Genomic DNA, 23,234 nt, shown 5'->3' on the forward strand with positions numbered 1-23,234 from the left:
GATAGGATTGCCTCATCATTTATTTCATTCAAAACATCATGAAATTCAAGTTGCTTCCTCTTTTCGATAATTTAAACCATTTACATAAAAATCATGAAAACGTGGTTTTACCCGATCCGCAGTTCCACAATGATTTTCATTACACTTTAAATTTCTTAAAAAGCTACACCGGAAGCCAAGGAACATTTAATAGTTATCGGCGCGAAGCTGAGCGTTTATTGCAATGGTCTTGGCATATTAAAGGAACAACACTTACTGAATTAAAACGGGATGACATTGAGCAATATATTCGCTTTTGTCAAAACCCACCTAAGAATTGGATAAGCTTGAAAAAAGTCCCCCGTTTTATAGAGAAAAATGGACTGCGCGTGCCTAATGAAGAATGGCGTCCTTTTGTAGTTACCCTAAGTAAGGCAGCAATAAAAAATGGACAGATACCTGAAATTGAGCAGTTCAGCCTATCTCAAGGTGCAACTCAAGAGATATTTGCCATATTAAGTACCTTATTTAATTTTTTAATCGCGGAAGAGTACTTAGTTTCAAATCCAGTTGCGCTTATCCGTCAAAAAAGTAAATTCATTCGTAAGCGCCAACAAAATGCCCCTATTCGCCGATTAAGTATTGATCAATGGAGTGCCGTACTGAATGCTGCCGAAACATTGGCTGCTGAATCACCTGAAAAACATGAGCGCACCCGGTTTATGCTAAGCATGCTCTTTGGAATGTATTTACGTATCTCTGAATTGGCTGCGAATGATCGCTGGATTCCTAGCATGAATGACTTCGCGAAAGACAGTAATGGGCATTGGTGGTTTACCACGGTAGGAAAAGGAAATAAAGAGCGCCAAGTCGCTGTAAGTGATGCCATGCTTGACAGCTTAATTCGTTGGCGTACCTTTCTTGGCCTAACCCCACTCCCTTCACCAGCAGATAACTCACCGCTGATTCCTAAAATCCGGGGCAATGGTCCCATAAGTGACACCGCTCCCATTCGCCGCATCATACAACATTGCTTTGATTTAGCCGCAGAAGATCTTCGGATGAAAGGCCAACGTGAAGAAGCTGATAATCTTGCGGCAGCAACAGTGCACTGGTTAAGACACACCGGAATTTCAGAAGATGTGAAAATTCGCCCCCGTGAACATGTTCGTGATGATGCAGGTCATAGCTCAAGCGCTACTACCGATCGCTATATTGATATTGAAAAACAGGAGCGTTATCGTTCGGCGAGAAAAAAAATTATCGATCCTATATTAACTGAGGAATAAGGACTTTTCCCTTAGTTAAGCAATAAATTAAAGAACGTCATCCTAAAACAAGGTAAGAGATGGCGTTCTTAAAAAACCACACTATTTGTTTATTTTTCGATCTTTTGTTACAATAAAGCATCAAATCTAATGGCAGGAAACAAATGTCTCAGTTTTTCGAACTACCTAATGAGATTTTGCTGGAAATCTATAAAACCCTTTCTCCTCAAGAATTATTGGCTATAGCATCTACCGGAGAAAAATCGCAAAAACTTCGGCGTGAAGCCTTAAAAGCCTTATTCATGCAAAGAACAGAAGAAGCCATCAAAGTCCAACAAAGAATGCTGGAGTACTGGATGGATCATCCTAATCCATTAGCTCCTCCCAGAGATATTCTACTTTCTGCATTAAAACATATGGATGTATTTCATCAAATTATGGGGCTTGGTATAGTCAACCATACTGAAAACACTACAAAACAAGAACTTCAGCACTATCTGAACCATTTAATTGAGCAGACTCAACCTGAAATAGTGACCATACATGATTTGCTGCATTTACTCCAGGTTGTTCCTGTTTTAAATGAAAACAATATAGAAACAGTTCTTCCGTTTTTACAGGAAAACCTAAGCGGTGAGGATATACATATACGCCAATCCACTCTGGAACTTATTACGGCATTGGCTCCCAGACTTACCCCGGAGCAAATTTCTCCACTTTTCCCCGAGTTACTGGAAAACCTTAAAAATCCCGTGCTTGTGCGGAAACAGTGCATAGAAAGCTTTAGGGCATTAGCCAATAGGCTCAATGCTGAGCAGCTTAATCCTCTTATTCCTGAACTTCAAGAATGCCTAGAGTATGCAGATGAACGAGTAAATGAGATGGCCTTGGAGGTTATTAGTGTATTGGCTGACAAATTTAATCAAGAGCAACTTTCACTCTTCATTGATAAAGCTCAGAGCACACTTGAAGCAATATTAAATATCTTAGATGCTCCTCCAGGTAATCTTGACGATGACCAGGAAAATCTTGATGAGAACAAAGACACTCCTGAGGTAGATGAAGTAAGCCAAGATGAGGCTATGGAGCTTCTGCAACTATGCAAAGTGGCACTCTATACCATTAAACCATTGGCAAGCAAACTTAGTGCCGAGCAACTGGAGCGGTTTTTCCTTGTATTAATAAACTACCTACCGCATCAAGAATATTGGATAAGGAGTACTCATCTCCTATCAATTCTTATGGCTCTGGCCAAGAATTCTGCGCATCCTGCCCTACTTTTTGAGCGCATACAAAGTGCAGATCCCAAATTCATAGCCCATCCAAATACACGTATTGTTCTTAATATATTAGCAACTAAGCTTCAGATTAATTTGCCGGGTTCTAAAGCCTCAGACGCTTTTCGCTTGGCAGCTCTTGAGAAAGATATGGCCCGATCTGATAATACACTCACTCAAGAGGAGATTAATTCTCGTATTTCGACATGGTTAGAACACTTAAATTCTGATGATGAAAAAGAAACTCTAAGGGTTTTGGGCACGCTGGAAGCAAACGTTCATTTGCTCAGCACGAATCAGCTTGAGCTGCTGCTTCCTGGATTACAAAAAAACCTAAAACACTCAAATTTTTCTATCCGCGTTGCCGTTTTAGTTAATCTTAGCCTATTAGGTGATAAACTCGCCCCAGAACTTCTTATTCCACTTATTCCCGAAGTGCTGAAAAACTTACATGATGAAAGCGATGATATAAGCGATGCAGCCTCACCAACACTTCAGGCTTGGGCCCATCAATCACAAAATCTTGCAAAAGCGGTATTAAACAATCTAGTTAATGCCCTACGTAAATCTAAGGAAGCCCCAGAAACCGAAAAATTATGGGAAACACTTTTTGCTCTTGAGCAATACCAAAATAACTTTAGAACCTCTAATATTCTAAACCATATAGAATCGGTTGAGTCTTTAACCTATCTGTTTACCCAGATAACTATGTTGATAGAAGATAATGGATTGTTAATGCAGGATGAACTATCAATCCAGTATTTTCTGGTTCATTTATTAGAGCGATTAAATAAATCAGCACAAATAGAAGCTGCAAACAAGCTATTGTCAATTAGTTGCAATAGCGATATCGAGCCCGAACTTCGTGATGTAGCGCTGCAAGCTTTAGGATGTTGGACAATGGAACTAGTACGAACTCAACAGCAGGAATTAATTAATACTCTAAATAGTAGTATTGATGAAACGGCTCTTAAAACAAATGATAAATATTCTATTTTGCTTTTGGCTATAAAATCCCAAATCGCTCAAGCAGCACCAACATCAACCCTAACATTCAAATAAAGGGGCTATTTATCTGTTCCTCCAGCTCTATTGGATGTAGCCTGGAGGCAACGGCATATAATGCAGGAACTAAGAGCACTTATGTTTACTTGGCGTTAATTATGGGCTGTGCATACTAACATTTTCATTATCAGGATCGGCATTATCTATCATCTTCTGTTGGTTACCGTGTTGCTCTTTCATCATCGCTTTAAACCGTTGAGTAATATCTATCGAATGCTGAGTTAGATCAGCTGCTCCAAAATGCTGGGGTTGCGGATGCGGTTGTACGGGTTTAGGAGGGGTGGCGCCCATTGGTGGAGACAAATGTTGTGAATGCTGTTGTGCTGGCTTAAGAGGAGATGCTCCCACTGATGGAGGCAAAGGTTGAGGATGCTGCTGTGCTGGCTTAAGGGGAGAAGCTCCCACTGATGGAGACAAAGGCTGAGGATGGTGTTGTACTGGCTTAAGGGGAGAAGCTCCCACTGATGAAGGCAAAGGCTGAGGATGGTGTTGTACTGGCTTAAGGGGAGAGGCACCCACTGATGGGGGCAAAGGTTGAGCATGCTGTTGTACTGGCTTAGGAGAGGCTGCTCCAGCTAATAGGGTAGCGCTTTGAAAATGAGGGTACGAATACATTTGTGGTTGTGAATATTGAGATGATCCAGGAAAAGTTGAAGGCTTATCAAAATCATGTTCATCATCTGAGTAAACAACAGTCTCGGCATCTGGGTCAACAGCGGCAGCAGTGGCAGTGGCAGCAGAAGGTGAGTTTTTGACTTGTAACTTCTGCAATAGATAAGGGTGCACAGCAACATTCGAATAATCTCTATTTATTATATCACTGTCTAGTAAAATAGTTGTTTGAATAGAAGGATGATCCGTTGCTGTCTTATCATTAGCTCCAAGCTGAAGTTCTACGTGGTTTAACACGGTAGGCTGCTGCATACGAAACGAATAATCTTTATCAGGCCCAAATGAAACTCCTTGCATAAAAACCGTAAATTTCTTAGCGCTAGAGGACGCTGGCGATAAAAAAATGCTTCCTTGTAAGCCCCCCGTTGATGGACTTGAATACTCTTGTATTCTGCTTTTAAAATTGGTATCCCCCATATACCCTATTACAATTCTATCCGATGCTTTTGCCTGCTTTTCTAATAAGCTATGTGCATTAACAGCGTTTTTGGCGATATTATTGGGAATATGCGGAATATAAATACTGTATTTATTATTTGCCGTGCTGAACTGTATCTCCCCTACTGTAAAATGAGAGGTTATCTCCGTTTCTACGAGTGTTACTGCCTTTTCCATGTCATCTCTTACATAAAAATGCATGCTTTGTTTATTATCCAAACTACCAAGCCGATTGGTTCCCTGTATATAAAATGAACGCAATGTAAAACTAGCGGCAGTTTCAGCTGAAGAAGCAGCGGTTGCCGCTGCATTAACGGCAGGAGAGCTAGTTAAAGTAAATGTATTCAGTAAGTTATCTCTTTGACCTTCGATAACGGCGACAACATGAGGGGTTTCTCTATTATCAAATAGCTTAGTGAGTGCCTCAGCATAGGTTTTTACGTTTCTATAAGCCTCTACTTTTGATGCTAATGTATCCCTAACGTTTGGAGCTAGCACCTCAGGAGTGCTCCCATCAAAGGATTCATAGCGTATTCCAGCATTCCAGTAGCGAGTAGAGAAATTTCGCGAGGCCTCTTGAGAAAATACCGCTATTTTAAATCCATCCGTCCACTTCCAAACGTTAGGAGCTTGGCCGCCATCTAAATACATGCGCTGGTCATGCCTTATTGGTGCTTCATTGCCGGCAGCATCAATATATACGCTGTTGCTTTTTATTGGTGGGAAATTTCCTTCTACTCCTACCTGTGTTGGGGACCTTTTGGGCACATATCCATTACCTGCACCAGCCCCAGCTGCGGCACCAGCACTATTGCCAGTGGCTACTGCAGCGACAGCTCCTGCACTCGTTCCAGAGGCAGCAGGCTCACTTACCGGTACACTAGCACTCGCATCATCTTCCATGATGCTACTTTGCGGGTATTTTTCTTGCATCGTTAACTCCATAAACATTGAATGCAAGCAGGGAGGGAACTTAAAATCCAACCTGTTATTATATTAAGTATAACGCACAAATATGAAACATTTTTTATGCTTTTATTATCAAGATAAAAATACAGCTGCCCCATGCAGCATGACCATATTGCTGCTTTAATTTTTATATCTATGCTAGAATTCTTTCTCTTTTTCGTTGCTATTAATTTAAAATGTTAACCTTACGCCAAATCACCTTATCCCGTGGCAATAAAGTATTGCTCGACAAAGCCAGCATAACGCTCTATGAAAAGCAAAAAATAGGTCTTATCGGCCATAATGGCTGTGGAAAGTCTACCTTATTCGATTTTTTTCTGGGTAAGCTTATTGCAGATACGGGAGAGTATTTAATTAATCCTCATCTGCGCATTAGCCATTTATCGCAACAATTACCTGACAGTAATGAAAAAGCATTGGATTTTGTGGTTAGTGGGGATGAGGAATACATCAAATTATTGCAACGCTTAGAAAAAGCAGAGAAAGAAGGTAATCATGCTGAAGTCCTAGCCTGTCATGAAGAATTAAGCCATTCTGGGGGCTATAGTAAACCTGCACAAGCTGCAACAATTATGTCAGGTTTAGGATTTGGGAGTGACGAGCAAAATGCCTCGGTGAATAGCTTTTCTGGCGGCTGGCGGATGCGTTTGAGCCTTGCGCGTTGCCTCATGAAACCGGCGGATTTATTATTGCTTGATGAGCCCACCAACCATTTAGACATGGAAGCTATTTTTTGGCTTGAGCGCTTTTTAAAGCAAAGCCCCAGCACAATTATTCTGATTTCACATGATAGAGAGTTTCTGGATGCCTTTGTTACCCATATTCTTCATATTGAAAAACAGAGCCTAACTCTTTATGGCGGGAATTATAGTTGCTTTGAGAAAACTCATGCCCAGCAATTAGCCTTACAGCAAGCTATGTATGAAAAGCAACAGGCCAAGATTAGCCATATGATGAGTTTTGTTACTCGTTTCAAAGCTAAAGCAACAAAAGCCAAACAAGCACAAGGCCGCCTAAAAGCAATTGAACGAATGGAAGTTATTGCTGCCGCTCAAGCAGATTCGCCATTTTCTTTTGATTTTTTCCCCTGTCCCCGTGCAGGTAACCCCTTAATTCAATGCAATCAGGTTGATGCAGGTTACATGGGGCAGGATCCCATACTTAAGAAAATTAACTTATCTCTTAGCCCCGGAGATCGGATTGCGTTATTAGGTCCTAATGGGGAAGGTAAATCAACATTAATAAAGACTTTAACTGGCTCTTTACCGGTTTTGAATGGAACGATCCACCGCTCTGCCCATTTACAGATCGGTTATTATGCACAACATCAGTTAGAACAATTAGATTGTAAACTAAGCCCGGTTGAAACTATCCAAGTTTTATCTCCAGAAGTGCGTGAACAAAACATCCGCGATTTCTTAGGCGGCTTTAATTTCATGGGTGATATGGCCGTGCAACCAATTCATCATTTTTCTGGTGGTGAAAAAGCGCGCTTGGCTCTGGCTAAATTAGTTTGGCAAAAGCCCAATTTATTATTGCTTGACGAACCAACCAACCATTTAGATTTAGGCATGCGCTCAGCTATTGAATTGGCACTGCAAAGTTATGAAGGTGCGTTGATTCTTATCTCCCATGACCGGCATATGCTTAAAACCACAGTGGATAATTTTTATTTGGTTTATCAAAAAAAAGTACAGCCATTTAATGGTGACTTAGATGATTATTACTCTTGGTTACAGTCTAAAGATGTCATAAAAGAAAGCGCTAACACCATCGCGAGCCCTGCCAATGATTATAAAGAGAAAAAGGTATTACAAAATCGCTTAAAAAAACTAGAGCAGATGATAGAGCAATATCATGGAGAGCTCGAAAAACTGGATCTTCAACTTGGTGATGCTAGTCTTTATGAAGACAGCACCCAACAGAATAAATTAAACCAATTGGTGCAAAAACGTGAACAGACGCATTCCTCATTGGCCCAAGTTGAGGAGGAGTGGATGGAAATTAGTGAGACTTTAGAGGATTTATAGCCTAAGAAGGAACTAGCAATGAATGCATACCAAAAATTAGAGCAGCATTTTAAAAAATATTATGATTTTGAAAACCTTGCAGCCATTGTTTCTTGGGATGAAGCATCCATGATGCCTGCTGGCGGTGGTCCCGCACGGGCAGAAGCACTAGCAACCCTAAGCGCGATCCAGCATGATTGGTTAACCGATAAAACGGTGGGTGAATGGCTTAAGCAGTGCCAAGAGTTAGAGTTATCACCTTGGCAGCATAGGAATGTCTATTGGATTGAAAAGCAGTACCGACAGGCAACCTGCATCCCTTCTCTGCTTGTAGAAGAAATGACTAATGAGTCATTCATTTGTTCGCAGGCATGGCGAGAATTGCGTGAGAAAAATGATTGGCAAACTTTTAAACCTTATTTAAAAAAACTATTTGATAAAGTAAAAACCATTGCCGAAATTAAATCCCAGCTTTTTGGAAAATCCCCTTTAGATGTGTTAATTGATGAATATTCGCCAGGCTTAGATTGCAAAACAATTACACCAATTTTTAATTCGCTAAAGCAAGAATTACCTACGCTGATTCCTAAAATAATGGAAAAACAAAAGTCTCGTACTATAAAACCTATTATCGGTGATTTTGCGGTAGAAGCCCAAAAACAATTAGGTATGGAAATCATGTCTCGCTTAGGCTTTGATTTTAATCATGGTCGATTGGATGTAAGCCATCATCCTTTTTGTGGTGGGATTTCTACTGATGTACGCATCACCACACGTTATAAAGAACATGAGTTTCTCTCATCACTCATGGCCATTAGTCATGAAACAGGCCATGCCTTGTATGAGCAGGGTTTATTAAAGGAATGGCTGATTCAACCGGTTGGTCATTCATTAGGTATGGCTGTACATGAAAGCCAATCCTTATTTATAGAAATGCAGATCTGTCGCAGTTTAGAGTTTATGCGTTTTTTAACGCCTTTAACGCAAAAATATTTTGGTGAAGCTCAAAATATTACCGAGGAAAATCTGTTTTATCATTATACCCAGGTGCAACCAGGCTTTATTCGTGTTGATGCCGATGAAGTAACCTATCCTTTACATGTCATCTTACGCTATGAAATAGAGCAACAATTATTCTCTGGGGAAATAACGATCGAGGATTTACCTGAGGTATGGGATTCCTATATGCAAAAATATTTAGGGCTATCGACTAAAGGTAATGATAAGCATGGAGTAATGCAGGATGTACATTGGCCCTCAGGAATTTTTGGCTATTTTCCAGCCTATACCTTAGGTGCATTAATTGCGGCGCAATTATTTTCCTCAGTAAAAAGAGCTATCCCTGATATTAAACAACAGATTGCGCAAGGAGATTTTAAAGCGTTATTACTGTGGTTAAGAGAAAATATCCATCAAAAAGCCAGATTGTTACCTTATCAGGAATTATTACGTGAGGCGACAGGAGAGGAGCTTAACCCACAGCATTATTTAATGCACATTCATGAGCGTTACTTATAATAAATATTTACTGCCCCTCTGGTTAGCGGCCTGCTATCTCGCTCGAGATTTTAATTGCTCAAGCATTAATTTGGCTGCTATTTGCTCCGCCTTACGGCGGTTGGGTCCTTGGCCATGAGTTACTTGCTTTGCCGCATCAACGGTACATGTTACATAAAATATTTGATCATGCTCCTCCCCTTCAACCTTAGTCAAAGCATATTCAGGAAGCGCTAATTTTTCAGCTTGCAGATATTCTTGAAGTTGGGTTTTAGAGTCTTTTAAACAATCGTTTAAATTTGGATCTTCAAGTCGTGATTTATACAGCGTTAAAATGACTTCTTTTGCAGCATCTACACCGCCATCAAAAAAGATGGCAGCAAATACAGCTTCTAAAGCATCAGAAAGAATGGAGGCACGGCGAAAACCACCGCTTTTTAATTCGCCTTGCCCTAAGAAAAGATAATCTCCTAGCGCAATTTCACGGGCAATTTCAACTAACATATCACCACGAACTAAAAAAGAGCGTAAACGGCTGAGTTGTCCTTCGCTTTGTTGAGGAAAACGATGAAATAACTCATTAGCAATGACAAAGCTTAAAATGGAATCACCTAGAAACTCAAAACGTTCATAGTTGTCGCTACCAACGCTACAATGCGTCAACGCCTGCTTCAAATAAGCTTGGTTACTGAATTGATAATTTAAGCGCCTGCATAATCTTTCTAAATTAATTTTCACTACCTACTACACCTTTTTAATGAATCATTTTACCTATTTTAGACCAGCGAACAGTACCCGTTTTACTATCCCAGCTCATCCAGACTAAAAAGGCTTTGCCTCTAAAATAAGAGCTAGGAACAAATCCCCAGAAACGGCTATCTGCGCTATCATCTCGGTTGTCACCCATCATAAAATAGCTTCCTTCGGGAACTACAATATCAAAATCTACTGCCGGGACGTCGGTGCGCACAAAAATATTATGTATTACGCCATTTAAATTTTCGCTGTATTTCGCTACAGGCTTACCTGAACTTTCATCTATCGTATATTCAACAAAAGTTTGTTTTGCTTCCTTACCATTAATGGTCAATACCTTGTTATGGTAACTAATTTTGTCGCCTGGAACGCCAATAACTCGTTTAATATAATCATAAGAAGGATCGGGCGGCCAACGAAATACCGCAACTTCGCCGGTTTTAGGATCAGCGATCGATACTACCTTTTTTTCAATAACCGGTAATTTTAAACCGTACGCAAATTTATTTACGGCAACAAAATCTCCTACCAGCAATGTGGGTTCTAATGAACCGGAAGGAATGCGAAATGGTTCAATGAGAAAAGAACGCAGGATCAATACCACAAAAAACACGGGAAAGAATGAACGCGCGTATTCAATAATCTTATTCGGTTTTTGATCAGCAGTACGTTTTTTAGCCCAAAAAATAATATCTAACAGGTAAATTAACCCGCTGATTAATGATAATACAACTAATATTAAAGCAAAATTCATAAATCACATCCTAATATTGTAGGCTGGGTCCATGGCTCAACGAAACATAAGAGCCCAACCTACAAGTCATTGCAAAATTTCCTTAATTTCTGGCTATCTTTACTTTTTATCGGTTTGGAACACGGCCATAAACGCTTCTTGAGGTATTTCCACATGACCAACTTGCTTCATGCGCTTTTTACCTGCCTTTTGCTTCTCAAGTAGTTTACGCTTACGTGTTACGTCACCACCATAACATTTTGCCGTTACGTTTTTACGTAAGGCTTTAACCGTTTGACGTGCGATAATATGGCTTCCTAAGGCCGCCTGAATTGCTACATCAAACATTTGTCTTGGAATCAAATCTTTCATCTTTTCAGCAATCGCTTTTCCACGGCTATGTGATGAAGAACGATGAACAATAACAGAAAGCGCATCAACTCGCTCACTGTTGATTAAAATATCCATTTTTACCAAATCAGCTTCTTGAAAGCGTAAGAAATTATAATCTAAAGAAGCATAGCCCCGACTGACTGATTTCAAACGGTCAAAAAAGTCAGAAACTACTTCACTCATCGGGATATCATAAGTAACAGAAACCTGACGCCCGCTATAAGTCATGTTAACTTGTACCCCACGACGCTCAATACATAAATTAATGATTGGCCCTAAATAATCTTGCGGCACTAAAATATTAGCTCGAACAATGGGCTCATACATTTCTTTAATTTGCGGTAAAGGCGGCAAATGGGAGGGGTTATCAATTAATAAAGTTTCCCCTTTTTGGGTAACAATTTGATAAACCACTGTGGGTGCTGTCGAAATTAAATCAAGATTGTATTCCCGCTCTAAGCGTTCTTGAATAATCTCCATATGCAGCATACCTAAGAAACCGCAACGGAAACCGAAACCTAAAGCCTCAGAAGATTCTGGCTCATAAAATAAAGAGGCGTCATTGAGGCTTAATTTAGCTAAAGCCTCTCGGAACGCTTCAAAATCATCAGCACTGATTGGGAATAATCCAGCATATACCTGAGGTTTTACTCGCTGAAATCCAGGTAACGCATTAGCTGCCTGATTTTTTTCTAAAGTTAAAGTATCCCCAACCGGAGCGCCCTGAATTTCTTTAATTCCAGCGACAACGTACCCTACCTCACCGGCATTTAACGCGTCTAATTTAGTACGTTTGGGTGTAAAAATCCCTACCTGGTCCACTTCATAAGCGCGTCCAGTAGACATCACTCGCATTTTATCGCCTTTGCGAATAGAACCATTCACAATACGGACTAACGATACTACGCCCAGATAGCTATCAAACCATGAGTCAATAATTAAGGCTTGTAATGGTTCATCAATATTACCTTCTGGAGGTGGGATATTCGCAACCAAGGCTTCCAATACGTCTTCAACACCTAAGCCGCTTTTCGCGCTAGCGCGAATGGCATCATGAGCCTCAACACCAATAATATCCTCAATTTCAGCGATCACTCGCTCAGGCTCCGCCTGCGGCAAATCAATTTTATTTAATACAGGTAATACCGTTAACGACTGATCAATTGCGGTATAACATACAGCAACCGTTTGCGCTTCAACCCCTTGAGCCGCATCAACTACTAAAATTGCGCCTTCACAAGCAGCTAACGAACGGGATACCTCATAGCTAAAATCCACGTGCCCTGGAGTATCAATAAAGTTCAACAGGTAAGTCTTACCGTCTTTAGCTTTATAATTTAATGAAACACACTGAGCCTTAATGGTAATACCGCGCTCACGCTCAATATCCATGGAATCAAGTACTTGCGCACTCATTTCACGCTCAGTCAAACCACCACAAACTTGAATAAATCGATCTGCTAAAGTCGATTTACCATGGTCAATATGGGCAATAATTGAAAAATTGCGAATCCGCTTTAAATCACTCAATTCAGCTAACCTTTTTTGCAAATAGCGCATTTTAGCTTAAATACGCGCTAGCTTAAAGTCATTACAAAAATTTGCTAATGTTCCACTTTTTTAATAGAATTTTTTTCTTCCGCTTCACTATAGATGAGACTTACAATGCAACGAATAATCAGACTGGGTTTTACCGCGTTAATACTCGCTCTTTTTTCCTTTGCGTCGTATGCAACAGACACCGCCTTCACCAAACGTAAAGATGTACAGCAATTTATTCAAGAAATGGTTAAAAAATACCATTTTAATGCCAGACAACTGACCGCCACGATGAATCAAGTCAAGTTGCAACCGCAAATTATTGAATCCATGGAAAAACCCTACGAAAAGAAAAATTGGGATGTTTACCGTGATATATTCTTAACCCCTGCTCGTGTAAAAGGTGGTATCGATTATTGGGCTGCCAATAGGAAAACTTTAGAAAAAGCCCAACAAAAATATGGGGTACCCGCAGAAATTATCGTAGCAATTTTAGGTGTTGAAACGTTGTATGGTGAACGTCAAGGTGACAACCGAGTACTCGATGCCCTGGCAACTTTAGCCTTTGATTACCCCAAGCGTAGTCGATACTTTAGACATGAATTAAAGGAATATTTACTACTTTGCCGCGAGCATAATGTCCCTGCAACACAATATAAAGGCTCTTATGCGGGGGCAATTGGTCAACCCCAATTTATGCCAAGCAGCTACCGTAATTTCGCTGTTGACTTCAAAAATAAAGGCAAACGTGATTTAGTGAATAATAATGACGATGCTATTGCAAGTATCGCCAACTATTTCAAGGCTCATGGCTGGCAAACCAATGCGGGTGTTGCACAGCATGCAAAACTTGTAGGAACACGTTACAAAAACATTCAGATAAATCCTAGAACTGCGAATTACAATTATTCCCAATTAACCGCTAATGGCGTTAAACCCGTTACTGCAGCTCATAACCATCCAGCACGTGCCGCATTAATGGAATTAGTTACAGCTCAGGGAAATGAATATTGGATTGCCTATCCAAACTTTTTTGTAATTACTCGTTATAATTCCAGCCCACAATATGCTCTGGCCGTTTATTTATTATCTCAACAATTAAAACAACAATGGGTAGCAATGAACGCAAAAAAGCATAGGGCTTATGTATAGTGGATACTTTATTCTTATTCACTAAACATATTAATAATGAGGGATGTCTGTGCTTAAAACTTGATGCAGAGGGGAAAACTCATACCCCCCCTGCTCAGCGAAGTTTTACAGACATTCAAATGCTGCAACAAGATTGCACTACTATTGTGATTGAACGTTGTGCGCATGCCAGTCTTTTAACTCTTGAACTGCCCTGGCTTCCCGACCGAAAAGCACGTGTAGCTATTCCCTATGCCCTGGAAGATAAATTAGCCCAATCCGTTGATGAGTTACATTTTGCCTTTGACAAAGCAAGATACCAAAACAATCATTACTTGATTACCGCTATAAGCAAGCAGCGAATGCATTACATTATGAATTTGCTGACCGAAAAAGAGATTGAATTTACTGCCATTACTCTTGATTGGTTTGCATTAGAACCAGAGGAGCTTTGCATTAGCGAAGATGACCTACTCGTTAATTCAGATGACTTTAAAGGCGAGCTTTCTGGCGACTTAGCCGATATTTACATAAAAAAGCATCCACTGCATGCCCCCCTAATATTTACTGATAGTCTTATTAAGGTTGAGCTAGATTCCGCAAAAAGACAAGAAACCTCTTATGAGTGGATTGCAAGAAGAATTTTAAACGCGAAACTAATGAATCTTTGCCAAGGTGAAATGCAGCACGGCAGTAAATCTGATTGGATTAAAAAAGGATATCAGCTTGCGGGCGCTTTATTTTGTTTTTGGCTCGTGTCATTAATCTTGGTTAACGGCATTAACCTTTATTTTTTGAATAAACAAACAGCGCAAATTGATCAACAGATTGCCGAAATTTACCATAGCTTTTTCCCTGATGCCAAGCAAGTTATTAGTCCTAAATTTCGTATTATGCAATTGTTAAAGAGTAATAATAATGAAGGACAAACACGCTTTTGGTTTTTACTTAACCAATTCTCCAAAGTTATGGATAGCAAGCAATTTACCTTAGAACAATTTCGCTATCAAAATAAAACGTTGTCGGTGACGCTAATCAGTCCTGATTTTGCTAAATTGGAAAAACTAGAAAACCAATTAAAAGCCTCACAGCTAAATGTCAAACAGACGCAAGCATCAACCCATGAACAACAAGTTGTTGCAACCCTGGAGTTATCATGAAAGCATATTTAAGCTCCCTTAATGAACGAGAAAAATGGATGGTTATCGGTGCTGCCGTCTGTCTTGTTCTATATTGCTATTATATGTTTTTATATACTCCATTAAGCCACCAAGTGAATCAGAAGACTAACCAATTGGTTGAGAAGATAACGACTTTGGACTGGATGAAAAAAGTAAAAGGACAAAATCTTCGCCCTAAAAGTAAAGAGACAGTCGATAATAGTCAACTACTCACTATTTTAGCGACCCAGCTTAAAGACCATGCATTGCAAAAATATCCTTATCAATTGCAACAAACAGGTTCTGGCGATATTCAACTGACTTTTGAAGCAGTGCCCTTTAATTTGTTTGTTACCTGGCTAACTAAAATTAATGAGAAATATGCGCTGACCATCAAACAATTTAACGCGGAGAAAACGCCTACTGCCGGGGTAGCTCATGTTATGATTTTGCTAAGTGCGACTTAAAATAAAGTGGTCTGGCGCAACGAAGTATAATCCGGGAGCCCTGAGCGCAATGAATTTATTACACAGTAGCAAGCTGTAAAGCCAACCGATAACCTGCCAAAGCAATGCGTTGTTTAATCAGCTCTTGAGACTGTTTCTGATACTCTAAACTAGGCACTTCTTTTTCTAAAGTAGAATAAACCCAATTTTTGGCTAAACTGTAACTCTCCTGGGCCCAAATCTGAGGTGGAGCATTCAACTCTTGAGGAGAAAAAGAATCTCGAGGGTAAGCACTGGAAATTTCTTGCGCCATGCGCTGAAGCTGTTCTTCGGAAAGCGATCTAAATAAGCCAAAATCACTATCCCATAGCGCATGCAACGTGATCAATGACTCTGGATGATGCGGATCTTTTACCCAAAATAAATTTCCGCCCTGATCTCCCTGAGGTAATGCTTTATTTGAACGTGAAATAGCATGCAGCGGTTGATGTAAATCTCCGGTTATATGAATCAAAAAAGAGGTAAAGCGAGCGCGCTCACTCAGCGGTACCTCTTTATTGCGCAAGGTCTGATTAATTTGCCCCAAGGCCCATACAGCATTATCGGTATCAACAGAAACATCAGTTGCAGAACCATCGCTGCTGTAGGGAGTATCTATATAGTGCCAGTGCGTATAAGCCTCTATCGCGTGTTTTCGTATTGCATCAGGCCAAGTGGCAAGATTGGCTTTGGGATAGTCTCTTTGCAATGCCTGGGTTAATTCATTAAACGTTCTTTGTGATTCAGAATCGAGATTATTATAGGCAATCAAAGCAATCAAACGATGCCCCGAGTCCCACCATGCAAAGGAATTCAATGAATAAATAAATAATCCCAGTAGCATAAGGCCGCGTATGCTTATACCGAACATAGATAATCCCTAATATGCGTTATTCTGAATTATATAGTAACGCTTATTATTGCTGTACACTACTCCAGCTTTTTACTGTAGCCCCGTTACGAATATCGGCTGGTAAAGCATCCAAAGCTTTTTGTGCATCAGCAGCATCTTTGTAAGAGCCATAGACACCACTGTAATAATCCTTTCCATTGCGTTGATATTTAACTTGAGCCATTCGATTTTGCTTAGGAGCCTTATAAAGAGCTTGTGCTACCTTTGAAGCCTTTTCTCCATTAGCCAGTTCAATAGTATAGGCTTGTGGATTTTGATTTCGCACCCACTCTTCATCGCGTTCATGGAATGAGGTTGGAGAACGCATATCACCTACATGGTAAGAATCAGGCACAATAACATCACGTGGGGGTCTAATTGAGTAATTGTATTTGTAATTAGAACTGGAATTCCCATAATTGCTTTGCATGTAAAGTTGGCTATTGTCGTAGCTGGTATACGCAGGATAATACAAATTCTCACTAGTTTGATTGTCTACAAGGGTGCAAGCAGATATGCTTAAAACACTTAACCCAACGATGGCGAATCTAATATTATTATTCATTATTATTCCCCTGGTTATAAATCCTCTTAATTACTATTATCTTCCAAACCCGGAAAAACTTTAGAAAATAGACACTTCGTTTAAATTTCCGCACTTTAGGAGCTATCCGAAATAACTGAAATATATGCAAACCTATTGTTTCAACTAATAGTATGGCTTACAGTTACTGTTTTATCATTTTCACGGCAAGATTTATGTGGACGCATCGACGCTCAGGGCAAACAAACCAACGAGGAACTCATGATCATCGAGATCCTTATGAACGAGATAGAACTCGGGTAATTCATTGTCCTGCATTTCGAAGATTACAGAGAAAAACTCAAATCTTAGGAACAGACGAGGGAGATTTCCATCGTACCCGCCTTACTCATTCGCTGGAAGTCGATTCGATTGGCCGAAGTATTGTACGTAACCTATTGATTAACCAGGATCAGCACCCCGTAGTTACTGGTCTATTACCTAACGATGATTTAATTTCTGTTATTTGTTTATTGCATGATATTGGTCATCCTCCCTTTGGGCATGGCGGTGAAGTCGCATTGAATTATATGATGAGAAATTACGGAGGGTTTGAAGGGAATGGGCAAACGCTACGTCTACTCACTAAAGTGGAAAGTAGTTATGGAGCTTTTGGTCTCGATCTAACCCGCCGTGCATTACTGGGGGTCCTAAAGTACCCCGTACAGCGCTCCAAAGTAATTGCCCCGGAACAACCTCCTGTTCATGAGTCCATACATAAAACCATCAAAGTAAATGATTGGTTACCTCCCAAAGCTTATTTTGATTGTGAACAACCTGAAGTGGATTGGCTATTAGCGCCCTTTTCAGCCACTGATCGCGAATTATTTCAATCACTTTCTGTAGAACCTAGTGGAACGAAAGTAGGTAAAGCCGCCTATCACAGTTTTGATTGCTCCATTATGGACACCGCAGATAATATTGCCTATGGAGTGCATGATCTTGAAGACGCCATTCACCTTCGTCTAATTAATCCTTCTCATCTGGATACTCCCGAGTTTAGAGGGTTATTGAATAATACCTCGCTTTCAGCCCATCAAGACCGACTTATTAATTCTTTATTTTCTCAAGATCCTTACTTAAGAAAACAGACCATTGGAGAAATGGTAAATTATTTTATTACCTCCACCCAAATTAGTTTAACTCATGAAGGCTTTGAAAATAATTTATTAAAATATAATCTAGCCTTAATTCCTGAAGCGGCCGCTTTACTAAAGCATTTAATGCAGTGTATTTACAATAATGTAATTGACTCTCAAGAGGCACGAACCTTTGAATACGGCGGTCAAACTGTGGTGTTACGCTTATTTGATGCCATTAGCTCTAATCCAGGAAGCTTGTTAGATAATAAAAATCGTTTATTATTTAAACAAGCCAAAGACGAAATTGAAGCGTATCGAGTTGTTTGTGATTATTTAGCGAATATGACAGATGAGTATGCTTATCGCATGCATGAGCGTCTTTTCGGGTTTAATACCCGCACGATTTTTGAGCGTTTATAATTTTATGCTTTATCGGCTGAGTAAATATGGTTTTTGCTAGTCCTGGTGCTGGGCTTTACGGCCCAATCTAACATAGGTCAGAGAAGAATAAATAGAACGTACTGCTGCTGAACACAAAGAGAATTTATAAGTAAATGAAGTGACTAATTTAATTAAATTTAAGAAAGGCAATAAAAATGCCTAAAATGGCGTCCCCAAGGGGGTTCGAACCCCTGTTCTCGCCGTGAAAGGGCGATGTCCTAGGCCGCTAGACGATGGGGACCTAGATTTTTTATTTTACTACATTCTACTACTTTTTACCACAACCAAAACGCCTAAATGGCGTCCCCAAGGGGGTTCGAACCCCTGTTCTCGCCGTGAAAGGGCGATGTCCTAGGCCGCTAGACGATGGGGACCCTGAACGTTTTGCCCATCAACATACAAAGATGTTGATGGTGGAGCTAGGCGGGATCGAACCGCCGACCTCTTGCATGCCATGCAAGCGCTCTCCCAGCTGAGCTATAACCCCTCAATAAGGCTCGCATTGTAATGACCTCCCCCTATCCTGTCAAGCAGTTTTTTATTTTTTTACTTCATGTATATATCTCTTGTTAATTAGGCCTAAAAGTAATTGCTCTTTTAAAAACCAAGGATTAATACCCTCACCTAATTTACTTATAATTTTTTAATTCTCCAGGCTTGTTTTAATTCATTAAGTTTGATTTAATTCGCCGCGGTGTTTAAGCAAAAACACCTATGGAAAAATGTAGGCTTGTAGCTCAATGGCGCAAGTGGAGTACAGCAAGTTAGAAATAATGGAAACGGAAGATGTCTAACGATTTAGCTATCTATTTAAGTAAACAATTACTTTGGCATGCATTGCTCATTGCCTCACCAATAGTTCTAGTCGCACTCATTAGTGGTTTACTGGTTTCTATTTTACAAGTTGTTACCCAAGTTCAAGATTCAACCCTAAGTTTTGTACCTAAAGTTTTAGCTGTAGTACTTATGTTAATGCTTTGTGGCGGATGGATGTTGCATTCATTAGTAGAGTTTGCGCAAACCTTATTCCTTAATATTCCAGGGGCTATTAAATCATGACCTTGTCCCTCCCCTGGCTAACTAACTTGTTTTTTATTAGCATACGCTTAGGTACGGTACTGCTCTTTACTCCAATTCAAGCAATACGTTATTTACCTATTCATGCACGCTTACTTTTTATTTTTACTTTGAGCCTGCTTTTAGCTAATTATGTTCCCCATACCTCGTTAATCTTAAGCAATAATGCCATTCTTCTTGGAGGGCTTGCGGAGTTTGCCAATGGCTTAATCTTGACTACCAGCCTTTATGCGGCATTCGCACTTTTTCAAATTGCAGGCCAATTAATTGATAATGAAACTGGCTTTAATACCGCGGCTATTTTTAATCCCAGTGAGCATTATCAAGAGGCATTAACCAGTCATCTATTATCTATGCTGACTGTCCTATTCTTTTTTAGCCTCGATGGACATCAATGGTTATTTAAAGGACTCTCTTATTCTTTTGTGATTATTCCACCTGGAGCGCTTAACTTATTTGCAGGGTTTGTCCCAGTTATCAAACAATTTGGTTTTATGTTTAGCATGGCCTTTATAATTGCCAGCCCTATTATTCTTGCTCTACTTACCGTTGAGCTTTGTGGCGCCCTCATTACACGTAATATGCCACAAGTCAGCACCTATTTTCTAACTCTACCTATAAAAATTATTTTAGGATTACTCCTATTATTCATGATGATGGGCTACATTGCCCCAATCACCAACACGGTGTTTGCTCAGTGTTTTCAAACTTGGCAGGAGCTTATGTCATGAGTGAGAAAACTGAAAAAGCAACGCCTTATAAATTGCAAAAAGCGAAAGAAAAAGGGCAAGTAAGTAGAAGTGCCGAATTAACGACCTGTGCCGCTCTATTTGTTATGCTAGGCATGCTAAGCGCCTTATGGCCAAAACAATTGCATGAAATCCAAACGATGATTCGTCATTTGTTGCAATTAGCAGCACATTTGCAATTTAGTATTGATAACCTCCATCATTTACAGCAATTTATTTTAGGCCAGCTCATTAGTCTATGGTTACCTTTTGCTTTGGCAGGTAGTTTGGCTACCATCCTTACGAATCTGGCGCAAACCGGGGTGGTGTGGTCCACCACCCCATTGATACCTGATTTCAAACGCATTAATGTGGTCCAGGGTTTTAAGAAGTTATTTTCCATAAAAAGCTGCTTTGAAACTCTGAAAAGCACCTTGAAATTGTCTGTGGCATTTATTTTTTTATTCTTTACTTTAAAACATCAAATACCCAACTTATTGCAATTGGCTTTAACACCAATTAATGCTCAACCTCGCCTCATCATGCACTTTCTTCTCACTTTAATTTTTCAGTTGCTACTCTTGCTCGCAACACTCGCAATACTGGATAAATTCTATACGCGCTGGAGCTATGCAAAAGATCAGCGTATGAGTAAACAAGAAATAAAAGATGAATACAAACAACGGGAAGGTGACCCTAAAATAAAATCGAAAATCAAGCAGCTGCAACAACAATTACGTCAAAAAACTGCTTCATTAAAGCAAGTAAAATCGGCTGATGTAATTATTACGAATCCTACCCACTTAGCCATTGCCTTAAAGTATGATCGCAGCAGCATGCCCGCCCCCAAAGTGGTTTGCAAAGCCCAAGATAAAATGGTGCTACAGGTTAAAGAGCTGGCCAGAAAACATCACATCCCCATTGTGGAAGATAAGGCCTTCGCACGTATGCTCTATCATTCTGTGGATTTAAATCAATGGATTCATAAGGAACTTTATCCCTTTGCCGCAGCTATTTTTCGCGAACTCTATGCGCGTAAGCAGGTAGTGTAATGAGGGCTAATTTTTTTAATAATAGCAGTGAAATGCTCATGATTGCTTTTGCCACAAGCATTCTTTTTATCCTGTTTGTCCCTATTCCTGCTGCATTATTAGATCTATTGCTGATCGTGAATTTCAGTTGGGCTTTGACTATTCTTTTACTTACCTTTTACACAGATAAGCCTTTAAGTTTTTCTACTTTTCCAGCGTTATTATTAATCTCTACTTTATTTCGCCTTGCCCTAAATATTTCCGCTACCCGACTTATTTTATCAGATGCTCATGCAGGCAAAGTAATTGACGCCATGGGGCATTATGTCATTCGTGGTAATTACGTGATGGGACTGGTTGTTTTTCTAATCTTGATCATTGTGCAATTCATTGTAGTAACCAATGGAGCTCAACGTGTAGCTGAGGTAGCTGCTCGCTTTACCTTAGACAGTATGCCAGGTAAACAAATGAGTATTGATGCAGATTTAAATATGGGCAGTATTTCTCAAGATGAAGCCAAACTTAGACGCGCGCAAATTGAAAAAGAAGCGAACTTCTATGGAGCGATGGATGGTGCCAGTAAGTTTGTAAAAGGTGATGCCATTGCTGGTATTTTAATTATTCTGGTCGATATTATTGGCGGCTTTGCCATTGGCTTATTACAAAAAGGCTTCAGTCTCTCCGAATCTATTCAAACTTATACTCTACTTACCGTGGGTGATGGTTTAGTGACGCAAATTCCTGCTTTAATCATTTCCACAGCGACTGGAATTATCGTAACTCGAGCTGCAACTGATGCGCATTTGGGCTCTGAGGTTGCCAAACAAATTAGTGCCTACCCTAAAAGTTTAATCTTGGTTTGTTTGAGTTTAACCTGTCTTTTATTTCTAAAAGGCATTCCCCTAACCCCAGTATTATTCATTTTAGCTTTATTTGTATTCATTACCTTTTTGGCAATTAAATCCAAAAATAAAGAGGTACTCATCGAAGAGGCTGAAGAAAATTTATACGATAAAATTCGTATTCATCCGGTTGAAATCAGTCTGAACAAAGAGTTGTATCAAACTCTATTACCTTATGAAGAACAGGTATTAAAAATTATTCACCAAATTCGCGAACGAATTGCTTTTGATTTAGGCTTTGTGCTACCAGATGTGAAAATAAAAGCAGATAAAAAACTCAGCTACCCTTTTTATCACATTGCTATTCAAGGAAATCATTCCGAAGTAAATCCTCTTTATTTGGATAAGGTATTGGCTATTTTTTCTAGCCGCAATAAAAAACCTGGCACGGTACTAAGTACTGGATTTGATGTACGTGATCCCAGCTATGGCTTACCTGCGTGCTGGATAGATTCCGAGAAAAAACAAGAGGCCGTGGAGTCAGGTTATACAGTATGTGAGCCACTTACCGTATTAACCACGCATCTAAATGAAATTATCTATGCCCATATTGACCAGTTATTAACTCGAGAGGAAACCGAAAAGCTTTTATTACAGCCTGGTATTAAAAATTTAAGTGAGGAATTGATTCCCGCTCAATTACCTTTGAGTCATGTGCAACGTATATTGCAAACTCTCTTGCAAGAAAAGGTTTCCATTCGTCCCTTACAGCAAATATTAGAATTATTATTGGAACACGCCAAACAACTTCCTGATCCCATCCAACTTACCGAGCTGGTGCGAGCAGGTTTGGCCATGCCAATTTGCCAAAAGCTACTAGGCAATCAAAATAGCTTATACGTGCTGACATTAGAACCCTCTCTCGAGCAGCAACTGAATCAAAGTATCAGCGGAAAAAGTCATTTAACCCTGGAACCTAAACTTACAGAAAACTTAATTAGTGCATTGGCAAATCAGGTGGAAACCATGTTGGGGGAGCGCAAACGTCCTATTTTATTGTGCTCTTCTTTACTGCGACGCCATATAAAACAATTAACTCAACGAGTTATTCCGCATTTAACCGTACTGGCAATGAGTGAAATTCCAGTCACGATTCAGGTGGAATCTTTTGGAGTAGTAAAATAAGG

18 protein-coding genes and 3 tRNA genes are annotated in these 23,234 nt (G+C 39.9%); 12 read left to right on the forward strand and 9 right to left on the reverse strand.

Annotated elements, in window-relative coordinates; genetic code table 11:
- Positions 1-38 precede the first annotated feature (38 nt).
- Both BN3124_RS14555 and BN3124_RS14560 read left to right on the forward strand, forming a co-directional pair.
- Positions 39-1,268, forward strand: a complete 1,230-nt coding sequence (locus tag BN3124_RS14555; protein ID WP_058535488.1) for a tyrosine-type recombinase/integrase — start codon at positions 39-41, stop codon at positions 1,266-1,268.
- Positions 1,269-1,411: 143 nt separating this feature from the next.
- Complete coding sequence (locus tag BN3124_RS14560; protein ID WP_058535489.1) at positions 1,412-3,586, forward strand: hypothetical protein; 2,175 nt, start codon at positions 1,412-1,414, stop codon at positions 3,584-3,586.
- 99 nt (positions 3,587-3,685) lie between these two features.
- Here BN3124_RS14560 and BN3124_RS14565 read toward each other — a convergent pair whose 3' ends face one another.
- Entirely contained in the window at positions 3,686-5,632 is a 1,947-nt protein-coding gene (locus tag BN3124_RS14565; protein ID WP_058535490.1) for a hypothetical protein, read from the reverse strand.
- Positions 5,633-5,844: 212 nt separating this feature from the next.
- Between BN3124_RS14565 and BN3124_RS14570 the strand changes: the two genes are divergently transcribed.
- Both BN3124_RS14570 and BN3124_RS14575 read left to right on the forward strand, forming a co-directional pair.
- Positions 5,845-7,698 (forward strand): ABC-F family ATP-binding cassette domain-containing protein, encoded by a 1,854-nt coding sequence (locus tag BN3124_RS14570; protein ID WP_058535491.1) that lies wholly within the window; start codon positions 5,845-5,847, stop codon positions 7,696-7,698.
- Positions 7,699-7,716: 18 nt separating this feature from the next.
- Positions 7,717-9,195: a carboxypeptidase M32 gene (locus BN3124_RS14575; protein ID WP_058535492.1), complete on the forward strand. Its 1,479-nt coding sequence runs from the start codon at positions 7,717-7,719 to the stop codon at positions 9,193-9,195.
- 33 nt (positions 9,196-9,228) lie between these two features.
- Here the strand turns inward: BN3124_RS14575 and rnc are convergent, their stop codons facing one another.
- From rnc to lepA, 3 genes are all read right to left on the reverse strand, one after another.
- On the reverse strand, positions 9,229-9,912 hold the full coding sequence (gene rnc, locus BN3124_RS14580) for a ribonuclease III (protein ID WP_058535493.1): 684 nt from the start codon (positions 9,910-9,912) through the stop codon (positions 9,229-9,231).
- Between the two features lie 16 nt (positions 9,913-9,928).
- A complete protein-coding gene (gene lepB, locus BN3124_RS14585) occupies positions 9,929-10,684 on the reverse strand; it encodes a signal peptidase I (protein WP_058535494.1) in 756 nt (251 codons plus the stop codon).
- Between the two features lie 99 nt (positions 10,685-10,783).
- Positions 10,784-12,616 carry a translation elongation factor 4 gene (lepA, locus tag BN3124_RS14590; protein ID WP_149865279.1) on the reverse strand — a complete coding sequence of 611 codons (1,833 nt, stop codon included), beginning with the start codon at positions 12,614-12,616 and terminating at the stop codon, positions 10,784-10,786.
- A gap of 105 nt (positions 12,617-12,721) precedes the next feature.
- Here lepA and mltB point away from each other — a divergent pair, with 105 nt between their 5' ends.
- From mltB to lspM, 3 genes are read left to right on the forward strand one after another with little or no spacing between them, the layout of a single operon-like run.
- Complete coding sequence (gene mltB / locus BN3124_RS14595) at positions 12,722-13,747, forward strand: lytic murein transglycosylase B (protein ID WP_058535495.1); 1,026 nt, start codon at positions 12,722-12,724, stop codon at positions 13,745-13,747.
- Positions 13,747-14,886 (forward strand): type II secretion system protein GspL, encoded by a 1,140-nt coding sequence (gene gspL / locus BN3124_RS14600; protein ID WP_058535496.1) that lies wholly within the window; start codon positions 13,747-13,749, stop codon positions 14,884-14,886. The genes mltB and gspL overlap by 1 nt, the downstream gene beginning before the upstream one ends.
- Positions 14,883-15,353, forward strand: coding sequence for a GspM family type II secretion system protein LspM (gene lspM / locus BN3124_RS14605; RefSeq protein WP_058535497.1), 471 nt, complete (start codon positions 14,883-14,885; stop codon positions 15,351-15,353). Before gspL ends, lspM begins: the two co-directional genes overlap by 4 nt.
- 58 nt (positions 15,354-15,411) lie before the next feature.
- Here lspM and BN3124_RS14610 read toward each other — a convergent pair whose 3' ends face one another.
- Positions 15,412-16,242 (reverse strand): S1/P1 nuclease, encoded by an 831-nt coding sequence (locus BN3124_RS14610; RefSeq protein ID WP_058535498.1) that lies wholly within the window; start codon positions 16,240-16,242, stop codon positions 15,412-15,414.
- A gap of 46 nt (positions 16,243-16,288) precedes the next feature.
- Positions 16,289-16,828 carry an SPOR domain-containing protein gene (locus BN3124_RS14615; RefSeq protein WP_058535499.1) on the reverse strand — a complete coding sequence of 180 codons (540 nt, stop codon included), beginning with the start codon at positions 16,826-16,828 and terminating at the stop codon, positions 16,289-16,291.
- 194 nt (positions 16,829-17,022) lie between these two features.
- On the opposite strand from BN3124_RS14615, the gene BN3124_RS14620 reads away from it, so the two are divergent.
- On the forward strand, positions 17,023-18,348 hold the full coding sequence (locus BN3124_RS14620; protein ID WP_058535500.1) for an anti-phage deoxyguanosine triphosphatase: 1,326 nt from the start codon (positions 17,023-17,025) through the stop codon (positions 18,346-18,348).
- A 186-nt stretch (positions 18,349-18,534) separates the two neighbouring features.
- Here the strand turns inward: BN3124_RS14620 and BN3124_RS14625 are convergent.
- From BN3124_RS14625 to BN3124_RS14635, 3 genes are all read right to left on the reverse strand, one after another.
- Positions 18,535-18,610 (reverse strand) — tRNA-Glu (locus BN3124_RS14625).
- Between the two features lie 57 nt (positions 18,611-18,667).
- Positions 18,668-18,743, reverse strand: a tRNA-Glu gene (locus tag BN3124_RS14630).
- A gap of 37 nt (positions 18,744-18,780) precedes the next feature.
- Positions 18,781-18,856: transfer RNA gene (locus BN3124_RS14635), tRNA-Ala, on the reverse strand.
- Between the two features lie 299 nt (positions 18,857-19,155).
- On the opposite strand from BN3124_RS14635, the gene fliQ reads away from it, so the two are divergent.
- The 4 genes from fliQ to BN3124_RS14655 are packed head-to-tail and all read left to right on the forward strand — an operon-like array spanning position 19,156 to position 23,232.
- The gene (fliQ, locus tag BN3124_RS14640) at positions 19,156-19,428 is read left to right on the forward strand and encodes a flagellar biosynthesis protein FliQ (protein WP_058535501.1); all 273 of its coding nucleotides are present in this window, start codon (positions 19,156-19,158) and stop codon (positions 19,426-19,428) included.
- Entirely contained in the window at positions 19,425-20,177 is a 753-nt protein-coding gene (locus BN3124_RS14645) for a flagellar biosynthetic protein FliR (protein WP_058535502.1), read from the forward strand. The genes fliQ and BN3124_RS14645 overlap by 4 nt, the downstream gene beginning before the upstream one ends.
- Positions 20,174-21,226: an EscU/YscU/HrcU family type III secretion system export apparatus switch protein gene (locus BN3124_RS14650; RefSeq protein WP_058535503.1), complete on the forward strand. Its 1,053-nt coding sequence runs from the start codon at positions 20,174-20,176 to the stop codon at positions 21,224-21,226. The genes BN3124_RS14645 and BN3124_RS14650 overlap by 4 nt, the downstream gene beginning before the upstream one ends.
- Positions 21,226-23,232 carry a flagellar biosynthesis protein FlhA gene (locus tag BN3124_RS14655; protein WP_058535504.1) on the forward strand — a complete coding sequence of 669 codons (2,007 nt, stop codon included), beginning with the start codon at positions 21,226-21,228 and terminating at the stop codon, positions 23,230-23,232. Before BN3124_RS14650 ends, BN3124_RS14655 begins: the two co-directional genes overlap by 1 nt.
- The last annotated feature ends 2 nt before the right edge of the window (positions 23,233-23,234 follow it).

The organism is Legionella saoudiensis (assembly GCF_001465875.1).
GTDB lineage: Bacteria > Pseudomonadota > Gammaproteobacteria > Legionellales > Legionellaceae > Legionella > Legionella saoudiensis.

Excerpts from the sequence above, each read along its gene's own strand:
- fliQ (WP_058535501.1), top strand. The coding sequence starts at position 19,156 with ATGTCTAACGATTTAGCTATCTATTTAAGTAAACAATTACTTTGGCAT.
- BN3124_RS14615 (WP_058535499.1), bottom strand. The coding sequence starts at position 16,828 with ATGAATAATAATATTAGATTCGCCATCGTTGGGTTAAGTGTTTTAAGC.
- BN3124_RS14650 (WP_058535503.1), top strand. The coding sequence starts at position 20,174 with ATGAGTGAGAAAACTGAAAAAGCAACGCCTTATAAATTGCAAAAAGCG.
- BN3124_RS14620 (WP_058535500.1), top strand. The coding sequence starts at position 17,023 with ATGTGGACGCATCGACGCTCAGGGCAAACAAACCAACGAGGAACTCAT.
- lepA (WP_149865279.1), bottom strand. The coding sequence starts at position 12,616 with ATGCGCTATTTGCAAAAAAGGTTAGCTGAATTGAGTGATTTAAAGCGG.
- lepB (WP_058535494.1), bottom strand. The coding sequence starts at position 10,684 with ATGAATTTTGCTTTAATATTAGTTGTATTATCATTAATCAGCGGGTTA.
- BN3124_RS14610 (WP_058535498.1), bottom strand. The coding sequence starts at position 16,242 with ATGTTCGGTATAAGCATACGCGGCCTTATGCTACTGGGATTATTTATT.
- mltB (WP_058535495.1), top strand. The coding sequence starts at position 12,722 with ATGCAACGAATAATCAGACTGGGTTTTACCGCGTTAATACTCGCTCTT.
- lspM (WP_058535497.1), top strand. The coding sequence starts at position 14,883 with ATGAAAGCATATTTAAGCTCCCTTAATGAACGAGAAAAATGGATGGTT.
- BN3124_RS14555 (WP_058535488.1), top strand. The coding sequence starts at position 39 with ATGAAATTCAAGTTGCTTCCTCTTTTCGATAATTTAAACCATTTACAT.
- BN3124_RS14560 (WP_058535489.1), top strand. The coding sequence starts at position 1,412 with ATGTCTCAGTTTTTCGAACTACCTAATGAGATTTTGCTGGAAATCTAT.
- BN3124_RS14565 (WP_058535490.1), bottom strand. The coding sequence starts at position 5,632 with ATGCAAGAAAAATACCCGCAAAGTAGCATCATGGAAGATGATGCGAGT.
- BN3124_RS14645 (WP_058535502.1), top strand. The coding sequence starts at position 19,425 with ATGACCTTGTCCCTCCCCTGGCTAACTAACTTGTTTTTTATTAGCATA.
- BN3124_RS14570 (WP_058535491.1), top strand. The coding sequence starts at position 5,845 with ATGTTAACCTTACGCCAAATCACCTTATCCCGTGGCAATAAAGTATTG.
- BN3124_RS14575 (WP_058535492.1), top strand. The coding sequence starts at position 7,717 with ATGAATGCATACCAAAAATTAGAGCAGCATTTTAAAAAATATTATGAT.
- BN3124_RS14655 (WP_058535504.1), top strand. The coding sequence starts at position 21,226 with ATGAGGGCTAATTTTTTTAATAATAGCAGTGAAATGCTCATGATTGCT.